Source organism: Streptomyces sp. NPDC002926 (genome assembly GCF_053591755.1).
Genome location: NZ_JBSFUK010000033.1, coordinates 1 through 21,777 on the forward strand (window position 1 = coordinate 1; position 21,777 = coordinate 21,777).

The 21,777-nt window shown below is 70.6% G+C and carries 21 protein-coding genes; 6 read left to right on the forward strand and 15 right to left on the reverse strand.

All coding sequences use genetic code 11. From position 1 onward, the window contains the following. Nucleotides 1-322: 322 nt before the first annotated feature. The gene (locus ACWDZ6_RS29340) at nt 323-844 is read left to right on the forward strand and encodes a hypothetical protein (RefSeq protein WP_366732020.1); all 522 of its coding nucleotides are present in this window, start codon (nt 323-325) and stop codon (nt 842-844) included. 199 nt (nt 845-1,043) lie between these two features. Here the strand turns inward: ACWDZ6_RS29340 and ACWDZ6_RS29345 are convergent, their stop codons facing one another. The 5 genes from ACWDZ6_RS29345 to ACWDZ6_RS29365 form a co-directional block, all read right to left on the reverse strand. Further along, nucleotides 1,044-2,264 (reverse strand): sensor histidine kinase, encoded by a 1,221-nt coding sequence (locus ACWDZ6_RS29345; RefSeq protein ID WP_451505244.1) that lies wholly within the window; start codon nt 2,262-2,264, stop codon nt 1,044-1,046. Then, a complete protein-coding gene (locus tag ACWDZ6_RS29350) occupies nt 2,261-3,997 on the reverse strand; it encodes a sodium/solute symporter (protein WP_451505245.1) in 1,737 nt (578 codons plus the stop codon). The genes ACWDZ6_RS29345 and ACWDZ6_RS29350 overlap by 4 nt, the downstream gene beginning before the upstream one ends. A gap of 23 nt (nt 3,998-4,020) precedes the next feature. Next, nucleotides 4,021-4,401 carry a hypothetical protein gene (locus ACWDZ6_RS29355; protein WP_326654028.1) on the reverse strand — a complete coding sequence of 127 codons (381 nt, stop codon included), beginning with the start codon at nt 4,399-4,401 and terminating at the stop codon, nt 4,021-4,023. A gap of 85 nt (nt 4,402-4,486) precedes the next feature. Beyond that, complete coding sequence (locus ACWDZ6_RS29360) at nt 4,487-4,759, reverse strand: hypothetical protein (RefSeq protein WP_451505246.1); 273 nt, start codon at nt 4,757-4,759, stop codon at nt 4,487-4,489. A 253-nt stretch (nt 4,760-5,012) separates the two neighbouring features. Further along, nucleotides 5,013-5,846, reverse strand: coding sequence for a LytR/AlgR family response regulator transcription factor (locus ACWDZ6_RS29365; RefSeq protein WP_451505247.1), 834 nt, complete (start codon nt 5,844-5,846; stop codon nt 5,013-5,015). A 319-nt stretch (nt 5,847-6,165) separates the two neighbouring features. On the opposite strand from ACWDZ6_RS29365, the gene ACWDZ6_RS29370 reads away from it, so the two are divergent. Then, entirely contained in the window at nt 6,166-6,837 is a 672-nt protein-coding gene (locus ACWDZ6_RS29370) for an anti-sigma factor family protein (protein ID WP_451505248.1), read from the forward strand. 146 nt (nt 6,838-6,983) lie between these two features. On the opposite strand, the gene ACWDZ6_RS29375 is transcribed toward ACWDZ6_RS29370, so the two are convergent. The 7 genes from ACWDZ6_RS29375 to ACWDZ6_RS29405 form a co-directional block, all read right to left on the reverse strand. Further along, nucleotides 6,984-7,844, reverse strand: coding sequence for an Fpg/Nei family DNA glycosylase (locus ACWDZ6_RS29375; RefSeq protein ID WP_451505249.1), 861 nt, complete (start codon nt 7,842-7,844; stop codon nt 6,984-6,986). Nucleotides 7,845-7,881: 37 nt separating this feature from the next. After that, nucleotides 7,882-8,673, reverse strand: a complete 792-nt coding sequence (locus tag ACWDZ6_RS29380) for an amidohydrolase family protein (protein ID WP_451505281.1) — start codon at nt 8,671-8,673, stop codon at nt 7,882-7,884. A gap of 63 nt (nt 8,674-8,736) precedes the next feature. Beyond that, entirely contained in the window at nt 8,737-9,048 is a 312-nt protein-coding gene (locus ACWDZ6_RS29385) for an L-rhamnose mutarotase (RefSeq protein ID WP_451505250.1), read from the reverse strand. Beyond that, nucleotides 9,045-10,022 (reverse strand): aldo/keto reductase, encoded by a 978-nt coding sequence (locus ACWDZ6_RS29390; protein WP_451505251.1) that lies wholly within the window; start codon nt 10,020-10,022, stop codon nt 9,045-9,047. Before ACWDZ6_RS29390 ends, ACWDZ6_RS29385 begins: the two co-directional genes overlap by 4 nt. A gap of 167 nt (nt 10,023-10,189) precedes the next feature. Continuing rightward, nucleotides 10,190-11,569 (reverse strand): wax ester/triacylglycerol synthase family O-acyltransferase, encoded by a 1,380-nt coding sequence (locus tag ACWDZ6_RS29395; protein ID WP_389176211.1) that lies wholly within the window; start codon nt 11,567-11,569, stop codon nt 10,190-10,192. 102 nt (nt 11,570-11,671) lie between these two features. Then, nucleotides 11,672-13,747, reverse strand: a complete 2,076-nt coding sequence (locus tag ACWDZ6_RS29400; protein ID WP_451505252.1) for a SpoIIE family protein phosphatase — start codon at nt 13,745-13,747, stop codon at nt 11,672-11,674. Between the two features lie 52 nt (nt 13,748-13,799). Continuing rightward, nucleotides 13,800-15,095 carry a DUF6777 domain-containing protein gene (locus ACWDZ6_RS29405; RefSeq protein ID WP_451505253.1) on the reverse strand — a complete coding sequence of 432 codons (1,296 nt, stop codon included), beginning with the start codon at nt 15,093-15,095 and terminating at the stop codon, nt 13,800-13,802. A gap of 142 nt (nt 15,096-15,237) precedes the next feature. Here ACWDZ6_RS29405 and ACWDZ6_RS29410 point away from each other — a divergent pair, with 142 nt between their 5' ends. Genes ACWDZ6_RS29410 through ACWDZ6_RS29420 form a run of 3 tightly spaced genes read left to right on the forward strand, consistent with a single transcriptional unit; the run spans nt 15,238 to nt 18,001 of the window. Next, nucleotides 15,238-16,056, forward strand: coding sequence for a YndJ family protein (locus ACWDZ6_RS29410; protein ID WP_451505254.1), 819 nt, complete (start codon nt 15,238-15,240; stop codon nt 16,054-16,056). Next, complete coding sequence (locus ACWDZ6_RS29415) at nt 16,053-16,583, forward strand: DUF1990 family protein (RefSeq protein WP_451505255.1); 531 nt, start codon at nt 16,053-16,055, stop codon at nt 16,581-16,583. The genes ACWDZ6_RS29410 and ACWDZ6_RS29415 overlap by 4 nt, the downstream gene beginning before the upstream one ends. Before the next feature lie 11 nt (nt 16,584-16,594). Next, nucleotides 16,595-18,001, forward strand: coding sequence for a lipase maturation factor family protein (locus ACWDZ6_RS29420; RefSeq protein WP_451505256.1), 1,407 nt, complete (start codon nt 16,595-16,597; stop codon nt 17,999-18,001). On the opposite strand, the gene ACWDZ6_RS29425 is transcribed toward ACWDZ6_RS29420, so the two are convergent. Next, complete coding sequence (locus tag ACWDZ6_RS29425; RefSeq protein ID WP_451505257.1) at nt 17,962-18,750, reverse strand: hypothetical protein; 789 nt, start codon at nt 18,748-18,750, stop codon at nt 17,962-17,964. The genes ACWDZ6_RS29420 and ACWDZ6_RS29425 overlap by 40 nt on opposite strands. A 177-nt stretch (nt 18,751-18,927) precedes the next feature. Then, on the reverse strand, nt 18,928-19,101 hold the full coding sequence (locus tag ACWDZ6_RS29430; protein WP_326654012.1) for a hypothetical protein: 174 nt from the start codon (nt 19,099-19,101) through the stop codon (nt 18,928-18,930). Between the two features lie 262 nt (nt 19,102-19,363). Here ACWDZ6_RS29430 and ACWDZ6_RS29435 point away from each other — a divergent pair, with 262 nt between their 5' ends. Further along, entirely contained in the window at nt 19,364-20,200 is an 837-nt protein-coding gene (locus tag ACWDZ6_RS29435; RefSeq protein ID WP_451505258.1) for an SDR family oxidoreductase, read from the forward strand. Here ACWDZ6_RS29435 and ACWDZ6_RS29440 read toward each other — a convergent pair. Further along, nucleotides 20,172-21,626 carry an SDR family NAD(P)-dependent oxidoreductase gene (locus tag ACWDZ6_RS29440; protein ID WP_451505259.1) on the reverse strand — a complete coding sequence of 485 codons (1,455 nt, stop codon included), beginning with the start codon at nt 21,624-21,626 and terminating at the stop codon, nt 20,172-20,174. The genes ACWDZ6_RS29435 and ACWDZ6_RS29440 overlap by 29 nt on opposite strands. Nucleotides 21,627-21,777 lie beyond the last annotated feature (151 nt).

The window sequence follows — 21,777 nt, forward strand, 5'->3', positions numbered from 1 at the left end:
GCTGAGCGCGGCGGACGCGGGCAGCCCCGCGTGGCGGCGGTGCCGCGCGGGGCTGTTGCGCTTCCAGCTCCACGACGGCAGCTGGCGGTCCGGATGGGCAGCGGCGGCGGCCTGACGTCGCGGCTCGCCACCGACTGTGCCGAGTCACGTCCACCCCGGCCGCCCCGGTGGTAGCCGACTCCCCCTAGGACCACGACGAAGGGGTGACCGTATGCGAAACCTCACGCTCAAGTTGAGTAAAGACGGGCCCTCAGCCGTGTTTCTCGGTGGAGGCTCGTGGTCGAGTCGGCATACGACGTCGTCCGGAAGGCAGGTGAGAAGGGTGCAGCCCGAGAGTTCGAACGGCACCAGCAGCGGCGGGCTGGCAGTCCCCATGGCATGGCTCTGCGCCGAGTACATCGCTGACGAGATGCTCCGCACCGGCGCTCTCGTCGAAAGTGGCTCGCTCGAGTTCCGCGCGGGAAGACAGACGCTGGCACTCACCATCTATCTCTGCCACAGCGCGGACGAACTCGCGGGTGTCCGGGTGGTCTCCCGGATCGACGAGTGGCTGTCCCTCACCTCGTACGGCCATCCCTGGCAGGAGTGGGTGCAGGAGCGGCTGGCCGCCCAGGAGGACGGACGGCACGGCCTCGGCGACGGGGCCGATGTGGATCTCGCGCTCGCCAGGGACGCCTGGAGCTGGCTGCGGCAGACGGAGCTGCTGGCCGCCGACCTGGGCGACAGCGGACCGTGGGCCCCGGCCGGTGCGCTGGACCTGCCTGTGGACGAGTGCGCACAGATATGGACTCCGGCCTGGCAGTTGGGTCTGCCGCTGAGCCATCTGGCCATCCACCTCTTCTGAGGGCGACCGCTTCTTCTGAGGGCGACCGCTCCCCCGCAGCTCAGGCAGCGTCGAGCTGCACTGCTGAGCAGCCGCACCCTGTGCGCGCCCCGCAGGAGGGCCCCAGGGTGCTCATCTCCCGTACACCCACGCATCGTCGCTCAACGTCACCGTGTCCTACGAAACGGGTGGTGGGGCGACCCAACCTGGAGCGGCCATCTCATCCGCCGGCCCGGCGGCCGGCCGACGAGTGCACGCCCGCCCGGTACTTGGGGATCCGCATCGTGATTTTCATGCCCGCGCCGACGCCTGTCTCGATGACGAGTCCGTAGTCGTCCCCGTACACCTGGCGCAGCCGGTCGTCGACGTTGGACAGTCCGATGCCCGACGAGGCCGGCCGCTCCCCCGCGAGGATCCCGCGCAGCACTGCCGGGTCCATGCCCACACCGTCGTCCTCGATGGTCACCACGGCCTCGGCCCCGGCGTCCCGCGCTGCGATGGTGACCCGGCATTCGTGCCTGGAGTCCTCCAGGCCGTGCTTGACGGCGTTCTCGACGAGCGGCTGCAGACACAGGAACGGCACGGTCACCGGCAGCACCTCCGGCGCCACCTGGAGCGTCACCTTGAGCCGGTCGCCGAACCGGGCCCCGGCGAGCGCCAAGTACTGCTCGATGGAGCGCAGTTCATCGGCGAGATTGGTGAAGTCGCCGTGCCTGCGGAAGGAGTAGCGGGTGAAGTCGGCGAATTCCAGCAGCAGTTCGCGGGCGCGCTCGGGGTCGGTGCGGACGAACGAGGCGATCGCGGCGAGCGAGTTGAAGATGAAGTGCGGCGATATCTGGGCGCGCAGGGCACGGATCTCGGCCTCGATCAGCCGGGTGCGGGAACGGTCGAGCTCCGCCAGTTCCAGCTGTACGGAGACCCAGCGGGCGACCTCCGTCGCGGCCCGCACCAGGACGGCCGACTCCCGCGACCCGTAGGCGACGAGCGCGCCGAGCACTCCTTCCTCGCCGGTCAGCGGGGCGATCACGGCCCAGCGCAGTGGGCACTCCAGGTCCTCGCACTCGGTGTGCACGCTCTGACTGCGCCCGGAGTCCAGCATTTCGGCGACGCGCACCATCACCCCCTGGCCATGGTGGTCGGCGCCGGGGCCGTCCCAGGCGAGCACGGATTCACGGTCGGTCAGGCAGAGTGCCTCGGTTCCGAGCAGTGAACGCAGCCTGCGGGCGGCCTTGCGCGCGGTGTCCTCGGTGAGGCCGGCGCGCAGCGGGGGCGCGGCCAGCGAGGCGGTGTGCAGGGTGTGGAACGTGGCCCGTTCGACGGGTGTACCGAGGTCGAGGTCGGCCTCGGCGCCCCGTCGTGCGGTCAGGCGTCCGACGGCGATGCCCGCCGCGAGCAGTACCGCTCCCGCCGCGGCGAGTGCGGCCATACCGATCCCGGTCATCGTTCGGCTCCTTCGGGCTGCGGCCTGCCGGCGACGTCTTCCGGCAGATGCAGCCGAGCGAGGATGGCGGCGGCTCCTGGAGGTACGTGTCCCGGGGTGGCCAGTGACACCACCACCATGGTCAGGAAGCCGAGGGGCACCGACCACACGGCGGGCCAGGCCATCAAAGTGTGCGGCCAGCCCGCCGGCGCGAGGCCCGCGCGGGTGGCCATCACCGCGGTCAGCGCGGCGCCCCCGCCCATCACCAGTCCGGCGGCGGCACCGGGCGGCGTGAGCCCGCGCCACCAGATGCCGAGCACCAGCAGCGGACAGAACGAGGAGGCCGAGACGGCGAACGCCAGCCCCACCGCGTCGGCGACCGGCACATTGGTGGCGACGACGCTCACTCCGAGCGGCACGGCCATGGCGAGGAGAGCCGCGAGCCGGAAGCTCCGTACACCCCGCGCGGGCAGCACATCCTGCGTGATCACACCGGCGACGGACATGGTCAGTCCGGAGGCGGTGGACAGGAATGCCGCGAAGGCTCCGCCCGCGAGCAGCGCGCCGAGCAGATCCCCCGCGACGCCCCCGATGATCCGTTCGGGCAACACCAGCACGGCGGCATCCGCGTCGCCGGTGAGGGCGAGTTCGGGTGCGTAGATCCGGCCGAGCGCTCCGTAGACCGGCGGCAGCAGATAGAACGCGCCGATCAGTCCGAGGACGACCAGCGTCGTGCGACGGGCGGCGCGTCCGTTGGGGCTGGTGTAGAAGCGGACGGCGACATGCGGGAGTCCCATCGTGCCGAGAAAAGTGGCGAGGATGAGGCCGTACGTCGCATAGAGGTGGTAACCGTCGCGGCCGCCGGAAAGGGGCTGGGACCAGCTGGCCGGATCGGACCCGGAGGTGGCCCGCGCGGGCACTTCGGCACCCTGCGGGAAGCGTAGCGTGGTGCCTGCGCCTACACGGTGGGTGCCCTTGCCGAGGGTGATCCGCCGCTCCTCCTCGTACGGTGTGCCGTCGATGTCACCGGAGACGGCGAGGGTGAGCGGTCCCTCGATATCGATCCGTACGGTGTCGTCGACGCGTACGACAGTGTGTTCGCGGAAGAGCGTGGGCGCGTCGAAACGGGCGCGGGGTGCGTCGTCACCGAGCCAGGCCGCAACGAGAAAGAGCGCGGGCACCAGCAGCGCGGTGAGCTTGAGCCAGTACTGGAAGGCCTGGACGAAGGTGATACTGCGCATGCCGCCCGCGGCGACGGCCCCCGTGACGACAAAGGCGACAACGAGGCCGCCGACCCAGTTCGGCGCGCCGGTGAGGATCTCCAGGGTCAGTCCCGCGCCCTGGAGTTGGGGCAGCAGATAGAGCCAGCCGATGCCGACGACAAAGAGGCTGGCGAGCCGGCGTACGGCGGCGGACTCGAGCCGGGCCTCGGCGAAGTCGGAGAGGGTGTACGCCCCCGAGCGGCGCAGCGGTGCGGCGACCAGCACCAGCAGAACGAGGTAGCCGGCTGTGTAACCGACCGGGTACCAGAGCATGTCGGGGCCCTGGAGGAGCACCAGGCCCGCGATGCCGAGGAAGGAGGCGGCGGAGAGGTACTCGCCGCTGATGGCGGCGGCGTTGAGGCCGGGCTTCACCGTGCGGGACGCGACGTAGAAGTCGGAGGTGGTACGGGATATTCGCAGGCCGAGCGCGCCGATGAGCACAGTGGCGAGCACCACGACGGTAACGGCGGTCACCGCGTAGGTCTGGTTCACGTCGTGTCCTCCGGGAGCGCCCTTCAGCGCCCTTCGACGAGCCTGGTGAAGTCCTGCTCGTTGCGCTCGGCCCGGCGTACGTACCGGCGCGCGGTCAGCCACATCACGGGGTAGACCGCCACGCCGAGTGCTGCCCAGACGAATGGCTCGGGCGAGGAGAGGGTGCCGTCGAACGCGGCAGGGAGCGCGAAGAGCAGCGGCAGAGAGCCCACGAGCAGCGCAAGTGTCCCCAGTGCGTAGAGCGCGGCCCGCAGCTGGCTGCGCATCAAGGAGCGTACGTAGGTGGCGCCGAGGGTGGTCTGCTCGCTGATCTCGGACCGGGCGGGGGCGTGTCCGGGCGGCCGTTTGGCGCTGCGCGGCACACCGGTGACGACCTCGCGGCGGGGTGGTTGCTCTGCAGACATCGTCGTCCGCTCCAGCGTCTCTCGGCGAACCTCGGGGCGTGTGGAGTCTACGCAGGCTCGATTACCGACGGTAGACGCCTGCCTCTCAGTGGCCCGCCCGCCGGACGGCGCAGTCGCTCAGGGCGATCTCGAGCTCGACGTACGACTCCTCGGCCCTGCGGAAGGCGACTTCGAGGGCGGCTTCGGCGCGGGGGCCGACGAGTCCCTGGGCCGATTCCTGGATCTCGTAGAGCACATCCGCCCAGCGGCCGGCCGCGCTCCTCACCGTCGCCAGGAGCGCCTCGAGGTCACGAGGGCTGGACACCCGGGTCGCCGGAAGGCTTCTCAGCTCCTCCAGCAGTGCTTCGATATCGGACATCAGGCCCCTTCGCCGCTTGCCCGATGAGGCTAGGCGGCGGACAGTGGCGGCTGCCCCGAATCCGGTGACCGCTCTGTCAGTGGACGACGCCCGTCGCCGTACGGCCACGCCGGGACGACGAGCGGCTCTCCACGACCGCCGAACGGTCGGTCGCGCTGTCGCGGTCGGGAGGGAGGCCTCGACCGCGGGGATCGGTCGGTATCGGGGGCCGGTCGAGGGCAGGGAACGGGCGAGGGCGGGGATCGGCCGCGGCTCAGCCCCGGGCGTGCCGCATCAGCAGATCGCGCAGCTGACGCGCATGGCGGCGGCTCACGGCGAGTTCGGCGGCGCCGACGCGGACGGTGGTGGCCCCGGCGTCGAGGCGCAGTTCGTCGATGCGTGCGAGGGCGACGAGATGACTGCGGTGTATCCGTACGAAGCCGCGGGAGGCCCAGCGCTCCTCCAGAGTGGAGAGCGGGATGCGCACCAGGTGGCTGCCGTCCTTGGTGTGCAGGCGGGCGTAGTCCCCCTGTGCCTCGACGTAGGCGATGTCGTCGATCGGTACGAAGCGCGTGACACCGCCGAGCTCGACCGGGATCTGTTCCGCGCCGGCGACTGTGCCCGGCAGGTCGTGCTGTGCCGCGGCGGATGCCGTCGGCGGTACATGGGCGGGTACGGCAGGGCCCAGCGGGTCGGGCTGCCGCGCCTCGCGCGCCGCGACGACCAGGTCACGGACGCGCCGTACCGCTTCGGCCAGCCGTTCCCTGCGCACCGGCTTGAGCACATAGTCGACGGCCTTGAGGTCGAAGGCCTGGACGGCGAAGCCCTCGTGCGCGGTGACGAAGACAATGAGCGGCGGTCTGGCGAAGCCGGCCAGCAGTCTGGCGACGTCGAGTCCGGTGAGCCCTGCCATGTGGATGTCGAGGAAGACGACGTCGATGCCGTCCTCGCCGTCCGGGCCCGCCTCCAGGGCGCGGCTGATGCGACGCAGCGCCTCGGTGGCGTCCGTGGCCCCTTCCGCGCTCCTGATGCGTGCGTCCGAGCGGAGGAGGTAGAGCAGTTCTTCGAGTGCCGGTTTCTCGTCGTCGACAGCCAGTACGCGCAGCATGCTGCGGAGTGTATGCGCGGCTCGATTCCGGGACCACGGGCTGTCGTCGCCATGACCGTCGAGCAGGTCCTCCGGCGAGAACATCGCCGCCATCGCCGGTGCGTCGGCCTCGTCGAGGTACGCGGTCCGGCAAGGGTCGCAGAGCTGCGGGTGGCCTCGGAAGTTCGGCGATCGAGCTCTGTCACACACCCCCACGACCCGAACCACAGGGGCGGTTGCGCTCATCGCGCACAAAGTTGAGCAGAGCGGCGGCCTGATCCGTACTCCTGGGCGACAGACCGCGTCAGACGCACCACCGCAAGTGACGAATCGAGGACCCATGAGCATGCAGGAGCGGCACCGGGACGTGGCCGCCTATGCGCTGGGCGTCCTGGAGCCCGCCGACGCTTTCCGCTTCGAGGAGCATCTGTCCGACTGCGTCACCTGCACGGTACAGCTCTCCGACTTCGCTTCCCTCGCCGCGTCCCTCTCCGAACTGGGCGGTCCCTGCCGGGTCGAGCCCCCCGTGCCCTCCGGGCAGTTGCTCGAGCGGCTCGCCGCCGAGGTCACGATGGTGCGGCGACGGAGCAACGGGCGCCGGTTGCGGCTGGTCGCGGCGGCGGCCGCGCTGATCGTCGGGGCGCCCGCCGCGGTGGTGGCACTCCAGGACGCCGCACCCCCTGCCGGGCGGCAGGTCGCGGCGAAGGACGCCACGACCGGTGTCACCGCGTCCGCCGCGATCCAGGACCGTGCGTGGGGCACTTCCGTCGCACTGCGGCTCGCGGGCCTGACCGGACCGAGCAAATGCCGGCTTATCGCCGTCGGAAAGGACGGCATCGAGCACCCCGTCCTCAGCTGGGCGGTGCCGGCGGGCGGTTACGGGAATCCGGACACGCCGGGACATGAGCAGCCGCTGGACATCCAAGGAGGTACGGACGTGCGGATCGGCGAGATCGGCCGGTGGGAGGTCCGTACCCTCGACGGACGGCCTGTGGTCACACTACGGGGATAACTCCGGAACTCCCGGGGCTCCGCATTGCCGGACCTCCGCACTGCCGGTCCGGATCTCGGGACTTCCGGATCTCGGGACTTCCGGAGCTCAGGACTTCCGGAGCTCCGCGTTGCCGGCCGAACAGGGGGCTTTCGGGCCGGGCGGTGCTACTTCAGCAGCCGGGAGAGCCTGCGGTCCGCGAGCGGCTTGCCGCCGGTCTGGCAGGTGGCGCAGTACTGCAGCGAGGAGTCGCTGAAGGAGACCTCGCGGATGGTGTCGCCGCAGACCGGGCACGCCTGTCCGGTACGCCCATGGACCCGCAGGCCGCTCTTCTTCTCGGCCTTGAGCCGGCCCGCCGCCACGCCGCGCGAGCGCTCGACGGCTTCGCGCAGGGTGGAGCGCAGCGCCTCGTACAGCACGGTGATCGCGTCCTCGTCGAGGTTCTGCACGGGCTTGAACGGCGACATCCGGGCGGCGTGCAGGATCTCGTCGCTGTACGCGTTGCCGATGCCGGCGATGAGGCTCTGGTCGCGCAGAGCACCCTTGATCTGCCGGCGTTCCCCGGCGAGCAGCGCGGCGAAGGCGTCGCGGTCGAAGTCGTCGGCGAGCGGGTCGGGGCCGAGCCGGGCGATGCCGGGCACCTCTGCCGGGTCGTGCACGAGGTGGACGGCGAGGCGTTTGGTGGTGCCTGCCTCGGTGAGGTCGAAGCCGCCGCCGCCCGTCAGGATGGTGCGCAGGGCGAGCGGGCCCTTGCCCGGGCGTGGCGGCGCGGCCGGGAATTCGTCCTTCCACTGGAGCCAGCCCGCACGGGCGAGATGGGTCACGAGATGGAGTCCGCCCGCGCCGATGTCGAGCCATTTCCCGTGCCGGTCCACGGCGGTGACAGTGGCGCCTTCGACGGCGCTGAGCGGCGGGTCGTACGTCTTGAGGACACTGATCGCCAGCGGCAGGACGCGGGCGATCTCCTGTTCCACCAGGTGGCTGTCGAGGAACTCTCTCAGCGCTTCGACTTCGGGCAGTTCCGGCATGCATCCAGGGTGCCGCAGGGGCACGGTGGCCGCAGGTTCACACCTCCCGCAGACCGTAGACGCGGCTCGCCGTGGTCGCGAACACCGCGCCACGTTCGGCGTCACCCAACCGCCGCGTGAGCGCGCGGGCCGTGGCGACCACCTCGCCGTAGCCGGCGGCCAGCCGGCACACCGGCCAATCTGATCCGAACATCAGCCGGCCGGGGCCGAAGGCGTCGAGGACCGTGCCTGCGTACGGACTCAGGTCCGTCGTTGTCCAGGTGGACCACGCCGCTTCGGTCACCAGGCCGGAGAGTTTGCAGACGGTGTTCGGCCGGGCCGCGAGGGCGCGCACATCGCTCGCCCAGGGCTCCAGTTCCTTCGAGGCGATGGGCGGCTTGCCGAGATGGTCGAGTACGAAGGTGAGCCCCGGCAGCCGGTCCGCCGCCTCCGACGCCGCGGGCAGCTGCTTCGGCAGCACCACAAGGTCGTAGACGAGTCCGGCGGAGGCGACGGCGGCGAGACCGCGCAGTACGTCGGGGCGGAGCAGCCACTCGGGGTCGCTCTCGCCCTGGACCTGGTGGCGGATGCCGACCAGCCGGTCCCCGCCCGGGAGTTCGCTCAGAGCCGCCAAGGTGTCGGCGACATCGGGAGCGGTGAGGTCGGTCCAGCCGACGACACCCGCGACGAGGTCGCTGCCGTCGGCGAGGGCGAGGAACTCCGGGGTCTCCTCGGCGACGGCGACCGTCTGGACGAGGACGGTGGCACGTACGCCCGCGGCGTGTGCCTCGGGCGCGAGGTCATCGAGGGTGAAGTCGCGGCGGATGGGCGCCAGGTCGGGACCGGTGATCCAGTCCTAGTCCCGTACGGACAGGTCCCAGACGTGGTGGTGGGCGTCGATGATCGCCATGGCTCACAGCTCCCGGACGACGGGGAGTCCGGCCGCGGCGCCGTCCGCGGAGTAGTCGTGTACGACGTCGAGCAGTTCGGCCATCCGCGCCTGCCAGGCGATATTGGCGGGGAGTTCTTCCAGTTCGGCCGGCAGCCGGGCGTAGTCGGCGCAGTCGAGGAGGTGGAAGAGGTCGGTGCCGCTGCGCCAGATCGTCCAGGAGGCGACGCCGGCGGCACGGATCGCGGCGGTCAGCTCCTCGGGAACCTCACGGTGCGCCGCCTCGTACGCGGCGATGCGGTCGGCGCGGACCGTGGTGTGCAGGGCGACTCTCATCGGGCATCACCGTCCTTCGGCAGCAGTCCTTCGGCGCGCAGTTCGTCCCAGAGCCCGGGCGGGACAGAGCGGCCGAGCAGCTCGGCGGCGTCCCGTACTTCGTCGGCGGACCGGGCCCCGACCAGCACGCCGGCGACGGCCGGATGGCCGAAGGGGTAGTGGAGCGCGGCGGCGCGCAGCGGTACGCCGTGCCGTTCGGCGACGGCCTTGAGCCGCAGGGCCCGCTGCAGGATCCCGTCGGGCGCGGCCGTGTAGTCGTACCGGGCACCGGGGCGCGGATCGGCGAGCAGCCCGGAGTTGAAGACCCCGCCGACGACGACGCTCTTGCCGCGGGCGGCCGCTTCGGGCAGCAGCTCGTCCAGCGCGCTCTGATCGAGCAGGGTGTAGCGGCCGGCGCACAGGACGGCGTCGACGTCGGTGTCGCGGAGGAAGCGGGTGAGCATCGCGGTCTGGTTCATCCCCACGCCGATCGCGCCGACCACGCCTTCGGTACGCAGCTGTTCCAGCGCCGGGTAGCCGTGGCGGAAGGCGGCTTCCTCGTGGAAGTCCGGGTCGTGCAGATAGACGATGTCGATGCGGTCGAGACCGAGCCTGACGAGGCTCTCTTCGATGCTGCGGCGCACGCCGTCGGCGCTGAAGTCCCATACGCGGCGGTGGTCGGCGGTCACGGCGAAGCCGTCCGCGAGGTCGTCGCCGCGGGCCTCGCAGGGTTCGAGCAGCCTTCCGACCTTGCTGGACAGGGTGTACGCGTCGCGGGGCCGGGTGCGCAGCGCCTTGCCGAGCCTGCGTTCGGAGAGGCCGAGCCCGTAGTGCGGCGCGGTGTCGAAGGTGCGGATTCCCGTGTACCAGGCGGCGTCGATCGCAGCCGCGGCCACCGCCGGGTCGACAGGGGTGTACAGATTGCCGATTCCGGCCGCGCCGAAGGACAGTTCGGTGATGTCGACCGAGCTGCGTCCGAGCGTGCTCCATCGCATCCCGCTGCTGCCCCTCGCTCAGGCCGCCTTCACCGATCACGACGAATATTCATCGGATCACTTCGCGGCGTCAACACCCTTGAAGCCGCGAGATGTTGCACTCGACCTCCGAGCTGTCCGATCACTTGCATCCATCGTGTCGGATCCACTGGAGAGACTTCCGGGGTCTACCCGGTGACGGTGATACCGAGAAGTTCTTCGAGCTCCTCACTCAGACTCTCCGCGAGCCGGTCCAGATCGGGCACGGCCTTACCGTCGGCGACCAGGCCCACATGCACCTGACCGCCGTAGGTCGACATGGCGATCGCCAGGGACTGTCCGCGGGCCAGCGGCGCCATCGGGTAGACCTCGCGCAACGGGCAGCCGCCGAGCGAGAGGGCCGAGCGCGGCAGCGGCACGTTGGTGACCAGGACGTCGAACAGCATCCGGGCCGCACCTCCGGCCAGTGGCGCACCGAACCGGTGGGCCAGCGGCGGCAGTTGATCGGCGAGTACGGCCAGCGCCCCGGCGCCGCGCGAAGGGCCCGCCGCCTTGTTGCGGTCCATGGCGGTGCGTACGGCGTCGAGCCGCGAGCGCGGGTCGGGGTCGGAGACGGGAAGCGGAAGCAGATACGCGGAGAACTTGTTGCCGGAGCCGGACGGGCTGCCGGGCCTGCGCCGGGAGACAGGCACCAGGGCGCGCGGATCCGCGGCGGGCAGCCGCTCGTCCCGGGCTCCCATCCAGCGCCGCAGCGCGCCCGCCACGGTGGCGAGCAGGACGTCGTTCGCCGTGCCGCCCACCGCCCTGCGCACCTGCTGCACATCCGCCAGGCCGAGCACCGCGGTGCCGAGCCGTCGCGTGCCGCTGGAGCCCGCGGAGAGCGCGGGCACACCCCGGGGGTCGAACCTGCTGGCCCGTACGACGGAGGCGCCGACGCCGACGGCGCGGCCCAGCTCCTCGATACGGGCCCGGGCGAACCCGGCCACCTGCCAGGCATCTCCGGTCCACGACCGGGGCGGTACTGTGCGCGGCCTCCGTACGCCGACGGTGCGAGCGTCGGCGATCTGATCGAAGATGCCTGCCCCGATGGCGACCGCGCGCATACCGTCGGCCAGCGCGTGGTGGAGCTTGACCAGTACCGCGAACGGCCCTTCGTCGGCGTCGTCGGCGCCCGTGAGGAGGTACATCTCCCAAGGCGGCAGGCCGCGCTCGAGGGGCCGCTCCATCAGCTCGGCGGCGATGGCGGTGGCCTCGGCGGCGAAGTCGCCCCCGGGGAGGCGGACGTGGTGCACATGCCGTCGTACGTCGAAGTCCTTGGCCATGGCCCAGGCGGCGCCTCCGACGGGCAGCAGGACGTCCCGCACTCGCATCCGCAGGCGGGGGATCGCCGCCGCACGGCCGGCGAGCAGTTCGAGGAGGCGGCCGCCGCCCCGCGCGCCCGGCCCGGCGGCTGCCGCGGCAGCGGGAGCGGGAGCGAAGAATGCCAGGGCGCCGAGATGCATCGGGTGACCGGCGGACTCAAGGTGCCAGAACGCCAGGTCGAGAGGTGCGAGAAGCTCGCTGCTCAATGGTTCCTCATGTCCTAGAAGGCCAGGTGTGCGAAGTCAATCGCCTACGGTCGGTTACGGTCAAGTACGATCAGTTCACGGACAGTTAACAACTGGTAATAATCAAGATTTCGGCCTCTCCGGAATCATGAACTCGCACCACACGCATTTGCCGCTTCCTCGCGATTCCACGCCCCACGCCTCAGCCAGCCGGTCCACCAGCATCAGGCCGCGCCCCGACACACCCGACTCTCCCGCATCGCGCCTGCGCGGCAGCGCACTGGAGCGGTCCTCCACCTCCACCCGCAGCCGCCGCTCCGCCCCGGACAGCACCCGGATGGTGACGATCGCCCCGCCGTCGGTGTGCATCAGCGCATTGGTGATCATCTCGTCGGCGGCCAGCTCGATCTCGTCCGACCGTTCGCGCGCTCCCCAGGCTCCGGTCGCCGCCCGGATCATGTGCCTGGCCGAGCGCAGCGCCTCGGGGTCGTTCTGCGCGACATGCTGCTGCAGCCGGCCCCCGGTCTGCGGGGTGTACGCGCCCTTGCGGCGGAGCAACAGGATCGCCACATCGTCGTCGCCGCTCCGCTCGTCCACCACATCGCACAGCTGGTCGGCCAGCAGCTGCAGATCGCGCGGGCCGGCGCGCACCAGCGCGGTCAGCAGCTGCATCCCGTCGTCGAGGTCCGCGCCGGGCACCTCGACCAGTCCGTCGGTGTAGAAGAGCAAGGTCTGTCCGGGGTCCAACTCGATGGTGGTGACGGGGTATTCGAGCCTGCCGAACTCCGCGGAGAGTCCCAGCGGCAGCCCGCCGTCCACCGGCAGCCGACGGGTGCTGCCGTCGTTGTCCCGGACCAGCGGGTCCACATGCCCCGCGCGCACCAGCTGCATCACCCCCGTCGACAGATCGACCTCGGCGTACATACAGGTCGCGAACCGTTCGGTGTCGAGTTCATGCAGGAAGACGGAGGCGCGTGCCATCACGGTGGCCGGAGTGTGCCCCTCGGCGGCGTACGCCCGCAGCACGATGCGCAGTTGCCCCATCACCGCGGCCGCGTGGGTGTCATGGCCCTGCACGTCGCCGATGACCGCGCCGACGCGCCCGCCCGGCAGCGCGATGACGTCGTACCAGTCGCCGCCGATGTCCCGGCCCAGCCGCGCGGAGCGGTAGCGCACGGCGATCTGCGACCCGGGCACGGCGGGGATCCGGCGCGGCAGCATCGCCTGCTGCAACCCCTGGGCGAGATCGTGCTCCTGGTCGTAGAGCACGGCTCGCTGCAGGCTCTGCGCGATGCTGCTGCCGAGCGCGACCAGCACATTGCGCTCCTCGGAGCTGAAGCCGGTCTTGTCGCCGTAGAGGAGGCCGAGGGCTCCGATGGGGCGGGCCTGGGCGATCAGCGGCAGATAGACGGCGGAGGAGATGCCGAGTCCTTCGATATGCGGCCACAGCAGCGGATAGGAGTCGGCGAAGTCCTGCTTGGACTCGATGAAGCGCGGCGTGAGTGTACGGACGACCTCGCTCATCGGGTACTCGTCGTCGACCCGGGTGTAGCGGGTGCCCGGTACGAAGGAGCCCTCGGGGCCGTCGGCGACCAGATGGATCCGCCCGCCCGACTCCAGCAGCCCCATGACCAGACTGGTCGCGCCGAAGTGCTCCAGACCGTGCGAGTCCCTGAGTACGTCGATGACTTCCTGCACGGTCCTGGCGTGAGCGAGGGCGGCCGTCGTGCTCTCGACGACGCTGGTCTGCCTGCGGCGCTCCACATCCGCTTCGAGACGGGCGGAGGAGTCGGCGAGCTCGTCGGTGGCGTCGCGGATGATGCCGATGATCCGCAGCGGCCGACCCGCGCTGTCACGCCGGATGAAGCCCTGGGTGTGGGTCCAGCGCAGACTGCCGTCGCGGCGGCGGATGCGGAAGTACGCGCCGTAGTGCTGACTGCCGCTCTTGAGCGCCCGCGCCACCAGACTGTCGAGCCGGCTGGCCTCGTCCGCCGGCACCCGGCTCGCCAGGCTCGCCGGGCGGCCGTCGTACTCGCCGGGGCGCAGATCGAACACTTCGTGTCCGGCCGGGTCCAAGTTCATGAGCCCGCTGGCCAGGTCCCAGTCGAAGCTGCCCATGCGGTTGAGGTTCAAGCTCAGATCCGGTCGGGCCGGCCAGTCGTCGGGAAGCGACAGGGCACCCGCTGCCCGATCAACCATGGAGCCACTCTGCCATCATTTGTCGGATTCTTCGACCGTTCGAACGATCAGCTCAGACGTGGAACGTGTCCGGCTCCTTCACCTCCGAAGAGGGGGTGAAGAGCTCCGGCCGGGAGGGCATGAGCCAGTCCGCCGTCGGCACATCGCCGGACACGGACGGATCACCCAAAGGGCCGACGGGCGGATCCACGGGCGGGTCGACCGGGGCGTCGCCGGGCGAGTCCAGCGGCGGATCCACCGGCTCCGCCAGGGTCGACGTGGAGCAGCCGGGCTCGATCGCCCCGCCGGACGCCGGCTCCTCCCCCGGCGGGAGGGCGGCCGGTGCCGGGCAGTCCGGAGTCGACGGGTCGCCGCCGAGCTGCGTGTCGAGGCCCTGCCCGGTCGGGCTGTCGGGCCGGGACTGGTCACCCGGTTGCACCTGATCACTCGGCCCGGTCGGGTTGCCGGGCTGGGACTGGCCGCTCGATGGGGACCGGCCACTCGATTCCGGCGGATTGCTCGGCCCGGTCAGTTCGATGGACGGCGGGTTGGTGAAGACGGCGTCCGGGTTGACGGGCGGGAGCACCTCGGGCTTCCTGTCCTCTTCACCGTCGGTTCCGGTCCTCCGCTCGATCCACGAGTTGTTGAGGACGCTGACGATCACGAGGTTGTTGATCGTCGTGGTGGTGGGCTTGATGACGATGACCTGATCGGGCCGGTAGCCCGCCCACGGCCGGCCTTTGTGCACCACGGTGCCCTTGACGGCGACCGGCGGTTTCAGTGGGTTCCCGCCGGCGCACCGGACGCGCGGCGCGCCGTACTGGTCCACCAGCACGGCCGTGCCCGCCTGCAGCACGGACTGGTAACTGGTGGCGGAGCCGTCGCGGAACCCGTGGCCGGTCATCCGGGTGTCGGCGCGCAGGACGACGGGCGTCAGCGTGCGCAGGAAGTTCGGGACGTCCGCCTGAGCGACCCCCAAGCCCCCCGCAAACGCACGCACCTTGGCCCGGTCACCACTGACGAGGGCGATCTGCTGCCCCACGTCGCAGCTGCCGATGGCCTCGGTGCCGCCGTAGAGACCGGGCGTCGAACCCAGGAACGTGTTCATCGTCGGCCCCGCGCCCGCCGGGTCGGCCGGCGCGCTCGACCGGGGCGGCGGAGGCGGCTGCTGCGCCACGTTTCTGGCCGTCGACGCCGTGTACGGGTCCGGCCCCTGGGCTGCGACCGGCTGGAGAACGATCTCCCGCGAGCCGGAGTCCGAGCCCGCGCCCGAAGAAGCCGCACCGCCGACGACGCCGCAGCCGGCAGCGAGAAGCGCGACGGACGGTGCGGCGACTGCCGCGTACCAACGTCGAATTGGTGAGCGCACGTTAGTCTCCCGACTCTTCACCCCGAGATGTCACTCAAGTTCTGCCGGATTCCCACAACCCCCGCGACTTGAACGCGTTCAAGTAAGGGCATAGTCTCGCCCTCAGGGAATTGAACACGTTCAAGACCGGGGGTGGGGTGCGATGTCCGTACTGGTCAACATGATCGTGATGCTCGGAATGCTCGTGGTGGTCCCCGCGGGACTGCGTCTCATCGACGGTGACGAACTCACGTCCATTCGGCGGACATGGCTCCTGTTCGCCGTTCCGGGAGCGGTCGCTCCATGGCTGCCCCGCTCGGCTTCGGCCGCGGCACTCGCGGCCGTCTACGCGCTCGGCACACTGGCCCTCGCTCTGCAGGCACCACGGCGGCTGAGCCGTACGCGCTCTTTCGCACCCGCTGAGATCGCGGTGCTCACCGCGCTGGCGACACCATCGGTCGCCGGCCTGGCACTGGTCGCGGAGCGCTCGGGACACGAGCTCTTCGGCTTCAGTCTGCCGATCCTGGCGCTGACCGTGCCGCACTTCCACTTCGCCGGGTTCACCGCCGCGCTGGTCGCGGGCCTGGTCTGCCGGGCGGCAGCGGGACCGGCCGGTCGCTTCGCGGCGCTCAGTGTTCCGCTGGGCACCCTGCTGGTCCTCGGCGGCTACTTCGTCGACGACTGGGCCGAGCTGCTGGGAGCACTGGTGCTGACCGCGGGTATGTGGGCCGTGGCCCTGCTGACGTGGCGGGATGTCCGGACTGGCAGTCGGGACCGGCTCACCCGCATGCTGCTGGCCGTCTCGGCCGCCGTACTGGGTGCGACCATGCTGCTCGCCCTGAGCTGGGCGCTCGGCGAGGCCACCGGACTCCCCCACCCCACCCTGACCTGGATGGCCGCCACCCACGGCCTCGGCAACGCCCTGGGCTTCGCACTCTGCTCGGTGCTGGCCTGGCGACGACTCAAGGAGAAAGCCGCATGAACAGCGTCCGCAGGCAGACCGCCCGCACGCTCAACTACCCGGAGACCGGTGCCACCCGGCTCGGCCCACTGCCCGCCGGCTACCACCACCTCCACCACACCACCCGGATCGGCCGGGGCCGCGCCGCCTTCGAGGCGGCCGGCACGGCCGTCACCACCTGGCGGATGCACCGGGGGACGGGCGCCCGGGTGCACACCGCCGCGGTGCGGGCGGAGCCGGGCGCCCGCCTCACGGTCTCGGCCGGTCTGGGACCACTGCGGTTCACCGCGCCCTGCGAGGTGATCTGGACGGCGTACGAGAAGGACCGGACGGGCTTCGCGTACGGGACGCTGACCGGGCATCCGGAGTGCGGCGAGGAGTCGTTCATCGTCGACATCCGGGACGACGGCTCGGTGTGGTTCACGGTGATGGCGTTCAGCCGCCCGGCGGCCTGGTACACCCGGCTCGCCGGTCCGCTCGTGCCCGTGCTGCAGAAGGCCTACGCCGGACGGCTCGGTCACACACTGCGGGAGATCGCCGCTCCCTGATACTGGAGGTAATGGAGTGGTTCGGCGACAGTGACTACTGGCTCAGTCGGCTGGTCTTCCAGCGGGCTCTGGCCGGCGTGTATCTGGTCGCCTTTCTCACCGCCGCCCTGCAGTTCCGGGCGCTGATCGGCGAACGCGGCATGCTGCCGGTGCCCGCGTACGTACGGGGAATACCGCTGCGCCGCGCGCCGAGCATCTTCCAACTGCACTACTCGGACCGCTTCTTCGCCTGCTGCGCCTGGGCCGGCTCTCTGCTCTCCGCGGCCCTGGTCGCAGGCGCCGCCGACCGGATCCCACTGTGGGCGGCGATGGCGTGGTGGGCGCTGCTGTGGGTGCTGTACCTGTCCATCGTCAATGTCGGGCAGACCTGGTATGCCTTCGGCTGGGAGTCACTGCTGCTCGAGACGGGCTTCCTGGCCGTCTTCCTCGGCAATGACCGCACGGCCCCGCCCGTGCTGGTGCTGTGGCTGCTCCGCTGGGTGCTGTTCCGGGTGGAATTCGGCGCGGGACTGATCAAAATCCGCGGCGACGAGTGCTGGCGCAACCTCACCTGTCTCGACTTCCACCACGAGACCCAGCCGATGCCGGGGCCGTTGAGCTGGTTCTTCCACCATCTGCCGAAACCCTGCCACCGGGTCGAGGTGGCCGCCAACCATGTGACCCAGCTGCTGGTGCCCATCCTGCTGTTCACACCGCAGCCGGTGGCGAGCGCCGCGGCCGGCTTGATCGTGCTGACCCAGCTGTGGCTGGTGCTCTCCGGCAACTTCGCCTGGCTGAACTGGATAACGATCACGCTCGCGCTGGCCGCCGTGGATGGTTCGATGCTCGCGGATCCGCCCGCGCTGCCGGCGCCACCACTCTGGTACGAGATCGTCGTGATCGCCGTGACCGCCCTGGTTCTGGTGCTGAGCTACCGTCCGGCGCGCAATCTGCTCTCCAAACGGCAGTCGATGAACCGCTCCTACGACCCGCTCCATCTGGTCAACGCCTACGGCGCGTTCGGCACGGTCGGCCGGGTGCGCCATGAGGTGGTGATCGAAGGCACGGAAGAGACGGTGCTCCACCAGGGCACGGTGTGGCGGGAGTACGGTTTCAAGGGCAAGCCGGGCGACGTACACCGGATGCCACGCCAGTTCGCCCCGTACCATCTGCGGCTCGACTGGCTGATGTGGTTCGCCGCGCTCTCCCCCGCCTATGCGCGCGCCTGGTTCGGCCCGTTCGTGGAGCGCCTGCTCGACGGCGACCGGGACACGCTGCGGCTGCTTGCCCACAATCCGTTCCCGGACGCCCCACCCGCGTATGTCCGCGCCAGGCTGTACCGCTACCGGTACACGACCTGGCGCGAACTGCGGGACACCGGCGCCTGGTGGCACCGGACCTACCTGCGCGAGTACCTCAGGCCGACCAGGCTATTTTGAACACCCACACATGCTTGCCGGCCCGGCGGGCGGCGGCGGGCACGTGTGGAGTGGGCCTGCCGCAGCATCAAGGCCCGTCCCTGAGCGGCTGGTTGAAGCGTGAGGGCGAAGATGTGGAGTGCGCTCTTGTTCGGCTCGGCGGGGTTGGTGAGGGGCAGGGTGAGTGCCACCGCGTCCTTGGTGGGGTCCATGGCGACTTCGGCGGTGGCGATGACGAACTGGTGCGGATCCTTCTGTCCGGCCGGGTTGCGGCGGTACGGGGCGGTGAGCGTGCCGCTGCCCGAGTACCGGTCGGGGCCGCCGAGGGCCGCGGACTGCGTGGTGCCGTCCGCGTAGTGCACGGTCGCCCTGCCGGACGCGGCTCCATGGCTGCCGGCGACGAGGAACAGGCCGGAAAGACAGCGGCCCTTGGGGAGTTCGACGCGCTGTCCGAGGGCGACGATGTTGTTCCTGGTGCCCGCTGTGGCGGCGGGGAACAGATAGACCATGCCGTCGATCTCCAGCCGTCCGGCGGGGAGTTCCTCGCCGGGGGCATCCGCGGTGTCGATGCCGTCGTTGTCGAACCAGCGCTCCAGCGGTACGGGAACGACGGCGGGGACGGTGCCCCAGTCGCCGTCTCCCGCTTCCTCGTTCACGTGTGCCGCCGCGGTCCGGGGGCTCGCATCGGCCGTGGCCGGGTGGATGAGGGCGGCGCCGAATGCCGCCCCTGCCGTCATTCCGAGTACATGGCGCCTGGGAAGTTCGGTCATGAGGTCCGATGATTGAAGCGTGACAGTGACCTGCCAATGCTCTCGACCGGACACAAGTGAAAGCATTTCCCCGAGCCATCGGATGAATCAGCGTGACCTGCGGGATCGCCCACCGCCCCCAAAACGCCCCGTACCCCCTGCCGGGTGCGGCAGGGGGTACGGGGCGAAGCGATCCGCTCAGTCGATGCCGGGCAGGATGTGCGGCTCGGCCAGGTCGTCCTCGTAGCCGGCCAGCCTGATCGGGGCCGATCGAGCCCAGACTTCCAGACTGCCGAGTTCATCGGGCCGGCCGGCCCGTTCGCCGCCGCGTTCCGGCGGTCGCTTCTCGTGCTTCTTCACATCTGATGTCACCGCGCACTCCTCTGTGTCGCGCAACTGGGACAAGGGCAATTCGGTCGCGGTGGCGCCGGTGGTCGGGCGGGACCGCAGCCTGGTTGCAGACCTGTCCCAGGACGGCCAAGGGGGTTTCGTGGGCCCTTTGGTGGCGTCCGTTCACCCCAGAGTAACCAAATGAGCAGAGCTCCGCTCGATGGGGCCTGTAAATCTCCTGTAAACCAACTCAATTCCGGCCAACGATCTTTCCCTGTGCGGGGCTTCGTGGGATCGTGCGCAGATGGTTTCCGGGCCCGCGCAAAACTGCCTCGAAGGCAGGACAGCCCTGGTGACAGGGGCTTCCCGTGGCATCGGCCTCGCCGTCGCCGGAGCACTGGCCGGAGCGGGAGCGGATGTGGTGGTCACCGCGCGGGACCCGGATGGAGTAACAGCGGCAGTTGCCGAACTGCGGGACGCGGGAGCGCGGGCGGCGGGCTGTGCCGGAAGCGTGGCCGACCCGGCCCATCTCGATCGCTGCACCGCCCTCGCCGTGCGGGAGTTCGGGCGGCTCGACATTCTGGTCAACAACGCCGCCACGAACGCGCCCTACGGTCCGCTGATGGAAGCCGATCCCGACGAGTGGCGGCAGGCGTTCGCGGTGAATGTGGAGGCGGCGCTGCGGCTGGTGCAGCTCGCCTGGCGGGCCTGGATGCGCGAGCACGGCGGGACCGTGGTCAACATCTGCACCGAGGGCACCCATGGAGTGGGCCCACGGGTCGGCGCGTACGGCACGAGCAAGGCGGCACTGCTGCATCTCACGCGTCAGCTCGCCGGCGAACTCGCCCCAGCGGTACGGGTGAACGCCGTCTCACCGGGTCTCGTACGCACCGAGATGGCACGCTTTGTCTGGGAAGGCGCCGAGCGGCGGATCGCCGACGGGATGCCGCTGGGCCGGATCGGCGAGCCCGGCGATGTGGCGCGGGCGGTGCTGTGGCTGGTCTCGGACGAGTCGGCGTGGGTGACCGGGGCCGATCTGCTGGTGGACGGCGGTACTCGGGTGCGCGCGGCAGCGGACACCGGCTCGTACGCCGTCCACGAGCAGCTGCGGACTACCAGTTCGCCGGAGCGTAGTCCTTGAGGAAGCAGCCGTAGAGCTCCTCGCCGTCCTCGCCGCGCACGATCGGGTCGTAGACGCGAGCGGCGCCGTCGACCAGGTCGAGGGGGGCGTGGAAGCCCTCGTCGGCGAGGCGCATCTTGTCGGGGTGCGGGCGCTCGTCGGTGATCCAGCCGGTGTCGACGGCGGTCATGAGGATGCCGTCGGACTCGAACATCTCCTGGGCGCTGGTGCGGGTGAGCATGTTCAGCGCGGCCTTGGCCATGTTGGTGTGCGGGTGGCCCGCGCCCTTGTAGCCGCGGCTGAAGACGCCCTCCATAGCGGAGACGTTCACCACATAGGTGCGCTTGGCCGCGGCGGCGGCCATCGCGGGGCGGAGCCGGCTGATCAGGATGAACGGCGCGGTGGAGTTGCAGAGCTGGACCTCGAGCAGTTCGACCGGCTCGACCTCGGAGACCGTCTGGACCCAGCTGTTGGTGTCGTGCAGATCGGGCACCAGGCCGCCGGCGTCGATGGCGGTACCCGCCTCGATCCTGGCGAGCGAGGCGGAGCCGGTGACCAGCGCCAGTCCGGTGACGTCCTGGGCGGTCAGGGCCTCGCCGCGGCCGACGGGCAGCGCGGCCTGGGAGCCGCTGCCGAACGCGCCGATGACGTGGGAGCTGGGCAGCTCACCCGCGGGCAGCGGCGCGGACTCGGCGGCGAGGAGTTCGCTGTACGCCTGCGGGGAGCGGCGTACGGTCTGCGCGGCGTTGTTGATCAGGATGTCCAGCGGGCCCTCGGCCGCCACCGAGTCGGCGAGCGCGACGACCTGGGCCGGGTCACGGAGATCGATGCCGACGATTTTGAGGCGGTGGATCCACTCGTCGCTGTCCGGCATCGCCTTGAAGCGGCGGATGGCGTCGCTGGGGAAGCGGGTGGTGATGGTGGTGTGGGCGCCGTCGCGGAGCAGCCGCAGCGCGATGTACATGCCGATCTTGGCCCGGCCGCCGGTGAGGAGAGCGCGCTTGCCGCTGAGGTCGGTGCGGGCGTCGCGGCGGGCGCGGTTCTCGGCCGCGCACTTCTGGCACAGCTGGTGGTAGAAGGCGTCGACCTCGACGTAGCGGGTCTTGCAGATGTAGCAGGACCTGGGGCGCTGGAGTATGCCCGCGATCTCGCCGGCGACCGACGAGGACGGCAGCAGGCCTTCCGTCTCGTCGTCGATCCGTTCGGCGGAACCGGTCGCGGTGGCCTCGGTGACGGACTTGTCGTGGGCGGTCTTGGCGGCGCGGCGCTCCTGGCGGCGGCGCTGCTTCACGGTCCGGTAGATCCCGGCCGTGGCCCGGCGTACCGCGATCGCGTCCGGGTGGTCGACGTCCAGCTTGTCGAGCTCGTCGAGCACGCTCAGGCAGACGGCCAACCGCTCCGGGTCGATGCCCGGGCCGAACACCGGGCTGTCCTCTGTCACCGTCATCGCTTTGCCGTTCCTCGATCACTCGTACGCAGTAGCGCCCACGCAGCAGTTTCAAAAGCGCAACTTTACTGAGTGATGAGGCGTGGGCAAAATGCCGGGACCCGCACCGGTCCGTGGCAGGGAGGGGCCCGGTCGGGTGCCGCCCCGACCC

Coding starts and splice junctions, on each gene's coding strand:
- ACWDZ6_RS29390 (WP_451505251.1), bottom strand. CDS start 10,022: ATGCGATGGAGCACGCTCGGACGCAGCTCGGTCGACATCACCGAACTG.
- ACWDZ6_RS29435 (WP_451505258.1), top strand. CDS start 19,364: ATGGTTTCCGGGCCCGCGCAAAACTGCCTCGAAGGCAGGACAGCCCTG.
- ACWDZ6_RS29355 (WP_326654028.1), bottom strand. CDS start 4,401: ATGTCTGCAGAGCAACCACCCCGCCGCGAGGTCGTCACCGGTGTGCCG.
- ACWDZ6_RS29440 (WP_451505259.1), bottom strand. CDS start 21,626: ATGACGGTGACAGAGGACAGCCCGGTGTTCGGCCCGGGCATCGACCCG.
- ACWDZ6_RS29360 (WP_451505246.1), bottom strand. CDS start 4,759: ATGTCCGATATCGAAGCACTGCTGGAGGAGCTGAGAAGCCTTCCGGCG.
- ACWDZ6_RS29365 (WP_451505247.1), bottom strand. CDS start 5,846: ATGCTGCGCGTACTGGCTGTCGACGACGAGAAACCGGCACTCGAAGAA.
- ACWDZ6_RS29385 (WP_451505250.1), bottom strand. CDS start 9,048: ATGAGAGTCGCCCTGCACACCACGGTCCGCGCCGACCGCATCGCCGCG.
- ACWDZ6_RS29370 (WP_451505248.1), top strand. CDS start 6,166: ATGAGCATGCAGGAGCGGCACCGGGACGTGGCCGCCTATGCGCTGGGC.
- ACWDZ6_RS29400 (WP_451505252.1), bottom strand. CDS start 13,747: ATGGTTGATCGGGCAGCGGGTGCCCTGTCGCTTCCCGACGACTGGCCG.
- ACWDZ6_RS29415 (WP_451505255.1), top strand. CDS start 16,053: ATGAACAGCGTCCGCAGGCAGACCGCCCGCACGCTCAACTACCCGGAG.
- ACWDZ6_RS29425 (WP_451505257.1), bottom strand. CDS start 18,750: ATGACCGAACTTCCCAGGCGCCATGTACTCGGAATGACGGCAGGGGCG.
- ACWDZ6_RS29375 (WP_451505249.1), bottom strand. CDS start 7,844: ATGCCGGAACTGCCCGAAGTCGAAGCGCTGAGAGAGTTCCTCGACAGC.
- ACWDZ6_RS29420 (WP_451505256.1), top strand. CDS start 16,595: ATGGAGTGGTTCGGCGACAGTGACTACTGGCTCAGTCGGCTGGTCTTC.
- ACWDZ6_RS29410 (WP_451505254.1), top strand. CDS start 15,238: ATGTCCGTACTGGTCAACATGATCGTGATGCTCGGAATGCTCGTGGTG.
- ACWDZ6_RS29345 (WP_451505244.1), bottom strand. CDS start 2,264: ATGACCGGGATCGGTATGGCCGCACTCGCCGCGGCGGGAGCGGTACTG.